At 34.9% G+C, this 6097-nt stretch carries 5 protein-coding genes; 3 read left to right on the forward strand and 2 right to left on the reverse strand.

Annotation, left to right across the window (positions count from 1 at the left end):
* The 3 genes from SFT90_06260 to SFT90_06270 all read left to right on the forward strand — a co-directional run.
* Positions 1-630, forward strand: a 630-nt coding sequence (locus SFT90_06260; protein MDX1950083.1) for a 3,4-dihydroxy-2-butanone-4-phosphate synthase, incomplete at its 5' end; no start/stop codon positions are given.
* 421 nt (positions 631-1051) lie between these two features.
* Entirely contained in the window at positions 1052-2458 is a 1407-nt protein-coding gene (locus SFT90_06265) for a sigma-54 dependent transcriptional regulator (GenBank protein MDX1950084.1), read from the forward strand.
* 82 nt (positions 2459-2540) lie between these two features.
* Positions 2541-3305: a hypothetical protein gene (locus tag SFT90_06270; protein MDX1950085.1), complete on the forward strand. Its 765-nt coding sequence runs from the start codon at positions 2541-2543 to the stop codon at positions 3303-3305.
* A gap of 187 nt (positions 3306-3492) precedes the next feature.
* On the opposite strand, the gene tkt is transcribed toward SFT90_06270, so the two are convergent.
* Entirely contained in the window at positions 3493-5505 is a 2013-nt protein-coding gene (gene tkt / locus SFT90_06275; GenBank protein ID MDX1950086.1) for a transketolase, read from the reverse strand.
* Position 5506: 1 nt separating this feature from the next.
* Positions 5507-6097 (reverse strand): phosphatidylglycerophosphatase A (locus tag SFT90_06280; protein ID MDX1950087.1); only part of this gene is annotated, 591 nt, incomplete at its 5' end.

Genomic DNA, 6097 nt, shown 5'->3' on the forward strand with positions numbered 1-6097 from the left:
GTTATCTGTGAAATTATGAAAGATGATGGCACGATGGCAAGGCTGCCAGATTTAATTGAATTTGCAAAAATTCATAATCTAAATATCGCAACTATTGCTGATTTAATTGAGTATCGCAGGAAAAAAGAAAAGCTCGTTGAAAAATCTTTTGAGTCAGAAATTGAGATTGATAATTTCGGAAAATTCAACCTACATCTATTCAAAAGTGTGATTGAATATGGGGAGCATCTTGCACTTGTAAAAGGTGATATTTCAGGTGGTTTGCCAATTCTAACTAGAATGCATAAGCTTGATGTTTTATCTGATATTTTGAAGCTTAAAAATTCTAATAAGAAAGATATTCTTTATAAATCACTTGATTTAATTAACAAAAATGGCAGTGGCGTTTTGGTTATTTTGCGATCTCCTGATAAGCAGAGCCTTTCAAAATCGCTGGAAAATTTGCTCACGCCAAAAAATGCAAAAAATTCTTCTCAACCCTCAAATCAACTTAGAGATTACGGCATTGGCGCTCAAATTCTGCTAGATTTAGGCGTTAGAAAACTAAAAATAATAACCTCAGGCACAAGCATCACGCCCGTTGCAATGGAAGGATATGATTTAGAAATAGTTGAAGAAATAAGGATTTAATATTAATTAGTGTTAAAAATGTAACAACTAATCACTTCCTTGTTACAAATTTAATACTATAATAAAATTAAATAATTTTATTCTTGAATTAGGGTGCAAAGGTTGCAATATTACAACGAGGGATTTTTGCAACATTTTTAACTTTAGGTTGAATAAAAGCTCGGATATTTTGTTTAAAAATATGTTTAATAAATATTGTAAGTGAAGTTAAAACTTAAGAAAAAAACATAAATATTTTTTCTTACTATCGATTCAATTTATCTGCATTTTTGCAGATAATTTACTATAAGGCACTGATTTACTTAAGAATATTTTACTTACAAAATATCTGCATTTTTGCAGAAGTGATAATTAAAAAGCTGTTGCAATAATACAAATGATTGATATATTTTTTACTAAAAATTAACTAATGGGTGGGTTTATGGCTAAAAATAAAGTAGTTATCGTTGATGATGAAAAAGACATATTAGAGTTAATCTCTGATATAGTGGAAGATGCTAATTACCAGCCTTTTAAGGCGAAAAACTCGCAAGATGCCTTTAATGTAATTTCTGAGCAACAACCAGAGGCTGTAATTCTAGATATTTGGCTTAAGGATAGTGAGCTTGATGGGCTTGGAATCCTTGAATTACTTAAGAAAAAATACCCTGAAATCCCAGTTATTATGATTAGTGGTCATGGCAATATTGAAACTGCGTTGCGTTCACTCAAACTTGGGGCTTATGACTATATTGAAAAGCCTTTCAAGCAAGATAAACTAATCCATACGCTTAATAAGGCGGTTGAATCTTCTCGGCTAATTAAGGAAAACCGCGAACTTAACGATAAAACTCAGCAGATTGATTTCCTCTATGGTGAATCTAATGCAATCAAAACTCTTAGGGCTGAAATTGATAGAATCTCTAAAACTGAAAGCCGAGTTTTTATCAAGGGTGATATTGGAGTTGGTAAGGAATTCGTAGCGGAAAGGCTACATATTGAGTCAAGAAGGGCGAATAACCCTTATGTTCGCTTTGATGTCTATAATTATGACCCTGAAGAATTGGAAGATGTTTTGTTCGGCACGGAAGATAAAGGCGGTTTTAATTCTCCGGCTAGAAAGGTTGGTTTGCTTGAAGTTGCCAATGGTGGCACGCTTTATATAAGTGAAGTTTCTGACTTGCCAAAAAACCTTCAAAACAAGCTCGTGAAATACCTCACAGATGGCAAATTTACTAGAAATGGTGGCACTAAATTAATTGATTCAAATGTTAGAATTATCGCTTCTACAAACACTGATTTAGCTAAGAAAATCCAAGAAGGTGAATTCAGAAGTGATTTATATAGCAGGCTTAATGTGGTTGAGCTTACAATCCCTTCGCTTGCGGAAAGGCGTGATGATGTTCCGATGTTGACGGAATATTTCAAAAACTATTTTTCAGCAAAATATAATCTTCCAAGAAGAAGATTTACCAATGAGGCTTTTATCTCTCTGCAATCTTATGAATGGCCAGGAAATACTCGTCAATTAATGAATGTTGTTGAATGGCTTTTGATTATGAACCCAGGTGAATCAACTGATAATATTAAATCCTCAATGCTTCCAAAAGAAATTGTTGCTGGCTCTGCTGGGGATTTCCTAGAGAATGGCAATAAAGAGCTTATGAGCTTAAAACTAAGGGATGCTCGCCAATTATTTGAAAGGCAGTATTTACTCGCTCAAATCAACAGATTCGGCGGTAATATTTCAAGAACCGCCTCTTTTGTGGGTATGGAGCGTTCAGCCTTGCACCGCAAGTTGAAATCACTAGAGCTTGGTAAAACTCCTGGTTTCAAAGACGTAGCTTAGATTTTTTTGATATTTCTTAGGCTTTTTAACGCTTCTTTAACCTATAAATGTTAGAATACAAGGGTAACAAATTTTTTTAACCTTGTTCTCTTTTTTTAGAAATAAGCAACCCAATGGCATACCTGTAGATATAGATGTTTTTCAACAAGCATTACTCAAGGCTGGAATTAATGTTGATAATGAATTTGTAATGGTTTTGTATAAAAACCTTGATAGCTTTTTCAAAAATCGAAGTGATGATGAATATATAATGAGAAAATTTAATTATGAATTATTCAAGCATTTCAATAATAACCCCAATGCAATAAAAAAATATTTTATCTATTTTGCAAAGCCAAATGAAGATTATGATGCAATAACAATAAAGCCTTCCGAGATTCATTTTAGCTGGAGTCAGAACCTTGCCCATCAAGATAAAAAAGCTATAAATAAAATCATAAATGGTTTTCATTATGATGCATTTTCTAATAAAGAGATGGATTTTTCAAATTTTGAAAATGAATTCAAAAATAGACTTCTTGAATATTATCTTGATGAATATGAAAATAGGCCTTTGAGGTTTTTACCTGAGAAAAAAAGTCTTATTTTACCAGTGTTTCTAAAGCCAGTTGCAGTTGATTATTCAATAGGCCCTGATAACCATATTGAAATAAAACTAATCTGCGAAAGAGAAACAGAACTCTCAGATAAACAAAAAGAAATCTACAAAAATTATATTTTGCAACCAAATTTGGTTTACACTAAAGATCTAATGAAAGCGCCAATAAGTGAGGTAAGACCTAAAGCTATTCTAACTGGAATTAATCTAAGACCTTGTGTAAAAACAGAACCTCAAAATAGTAAGTGATTATTAAACATAGATTTAAGCTCCTTAACCACAAATTGTCACCCCGCATTTATTGCGGGGTTAACGGTTGAAAGAGTTTTTAGCTCTAAGTTTTGAGCTTGTTTTATGGTTAACCCCGCAATAAATGCGGGGTGACAATTATTTGGAATCTAATAATAACTATGAATATGAACACTCCATCAGAATACTATAAGTTCCTAGACGCATCAATAATTGCTTGCTTGGTAATACCGAAATATTCATAGAGTTTTTCTGCAGGGGCTGATGCACCGAAGGAATTCATACCGATGAAAATTCCTTTTCTGCCGATATATCTCTCCCAACCGAGTTTTGAAGCAGCTTCAACAGCGATAATTTTTGCAGAGCTACCTTCACCTAAAATATAATTTTTATATTCCTCACTTTGATTTTCAAACAATTCCCAAGAAACAAAAGAAACAACTCTCACTTTCTTGCCCTTAGCAATTAAATCTTTTGCTGCATCAACTGATAAGCCAACTTCTGAGCCAGTTGCAAGGATAATCACATCAGGATTTTTCTCAGGTAAAATTTCATAAGCACCGAGCCTGCAGAGATTATCAAGACCCTCTTTGCCCCCCTCCTTGCCTCCCCCCGCTTGCAGGGGGAGGTTTATAGAGCCTCTTAGATTCGGTAAATTTTGACGAGTTAAAACTAACACCGAAGGCGTGCTTTCGCTCTCTAAGGCAATCTGCCAACATTCAGCAGTTTCAACGGCATCAGCTGGGCGTAAAATCTGTAAATTTGGAACAGCACGGAGAGCCGAAAGATGCTCAATCGGCTGATGCGTTGGCCCATCTTCACCTAAACCAATAGAATCGTGAGTCATCACAAAAATCACTCTCTGCTTCATAAGGGCAGCTAGGCGAATTGCAGGCTTGCAGTAATCAGTGAATACAAAAAAAGTTCCGCCATAAGGAATAAAACCGCCATGCAGAGCAATACCATTCATTGCAGAACACATTGCGTGTTCACGCACGCCGTAATAAATATATCTGCCACTATAATTGTTGCTAGTGAATGGTAATAGTGTTTTTGTTTTTGTCAAATTAGAGCCAGTTAAATCTGCAGAGCCACCAATTAATTCAGGTAATGCATCAACTAAATATTCAAGCGTCATGCCAGAAGATTTGCGAGTTGCCATTGGTGATGATTTCGCAAACGCAAGCTTCGCTTCATTAATTTTTTCAGCAAAATTAGCTGGAAGTTTGCCAGAAACAACCCTTTCAAATTCAGATTTTTTATCTGATTTTTTGAGTCTTTCATTCCAAGAATCATATTCCGCCTCACTTCTAGCACCAGCCTCACGCCAATCATTTAATATTTCAGATGGAATTTCAAATGGTGCGTAATCCCAATTTAGGTTTTTTCTTGCACCTTCAATTTCAGCTTTTCCAAGTGGTGAGCCATGCGAATCAGAAGTACCAGCTTTAGTTGGCGCACCTTTTGCAATAATTGTTCGGCAAGCTATAAGCGTTGGTTTATCTGATTTTTGAGCCTTAGCAATCGCATTTTCAATTTCAGCGAAATTGTGGCCGTCAATAGAAATTGTATTCCAATTTGATGCTTGAAATCTCTTAATTTGATCTTCTGAAGTAGCAAGTGATGTAGGCCCATCAATAGAAATTTGGTTATCATCAAAAAGCACAATTAGCTTGTTTAATTTGAGGTGGCCAGCTAGAGAAATTGCCTCCTGCGAGATGCCTTCCATCAAGCAACCATCGCCCGCAATAACATAAGTGTAGTGATTTACTAAATCATTACCAAATCTAGCATTCAAGCCCCTTTCAGCGATTGCAAAACCAACCGAATTTGCGATACCTTGTCCGAGAGGCCCAGTGGTGGTTTCAATACCGCCAGCCTCACCAAATTCAGGGTGGCCGCAAGTTTTAGCGTGCAACTGCCTAAAATTTTTGATTTCATCTAGGGTGATTTCCTCATAACCAGTTAAATAAAGTAAGGAATATAGAAGCATTGAGCCGTGACCTGCTGATAAAATAAATCTATCTCTATCCGCCCAATTTGGATTTTTTGGGTTAAATTTTAGGAATTTAGTGAATAAAATTGTTGCAACATCTGCCATACCCATTGGCATACCAGGGTGACCAGAGTTGGCTTTTTCTACCGCGTCCATTGATAAAGCACGAATAGCATTTGCCATATTTTGCAAGGAAGATTTCATATTATTCAATAGTTATAAAAATTTCTAAAATGTTGCTAAATTTCGCAACGAAAAACAAAATAAAAAATGTTAATGCTGTATATATTCCAGCTATTATATCATCAAGCATTATTCCAAGCCCGCCTTTAATATTTTTATCCGCATAGCCAATATGCCAAGGTTTTAAGATGTCAAAAATTCTAAAAAGAATAAATATTATTATAAAAAACCAACCCGCGAGGGAAAAATAAATCAAATATTCAGTTGGGTTTATAAAATATAAAATCGCAAAAATATCTGCAACTAATGCGGAGGCAACGAAAATTCCAGCTACTTCATCAATTACGATTTGTTTGGGGTCTTCTTTATTTATTTTTTTAGAATAAATTTCTGAAGTATAAATTCCTAAAGTAGAAAATAAAATTGCGAGGATATTTATTAGCGGAATGATTAATTGAGGCTCAATATAACCAGCACCCAGCTTGAAATTGAGGCCAGTATCATCGTAATAAAAATTATGTGGCTGGTAAAAAATAATCGCGACTAAAATTATTGCAATTAGGCTTCCAAATGTGCCAGATGCAAAAGGAAATTTACCTGCGTAAAAGAAAGT

This window comes from Rickettsiales bacterium, assembly GCA_033762595.1.
Taxonomy (GTDB): Bacteria; Pseudomonadota; Alphaproteobacteria; order Rickettsiales; family UBA8987; genus JANPLD01.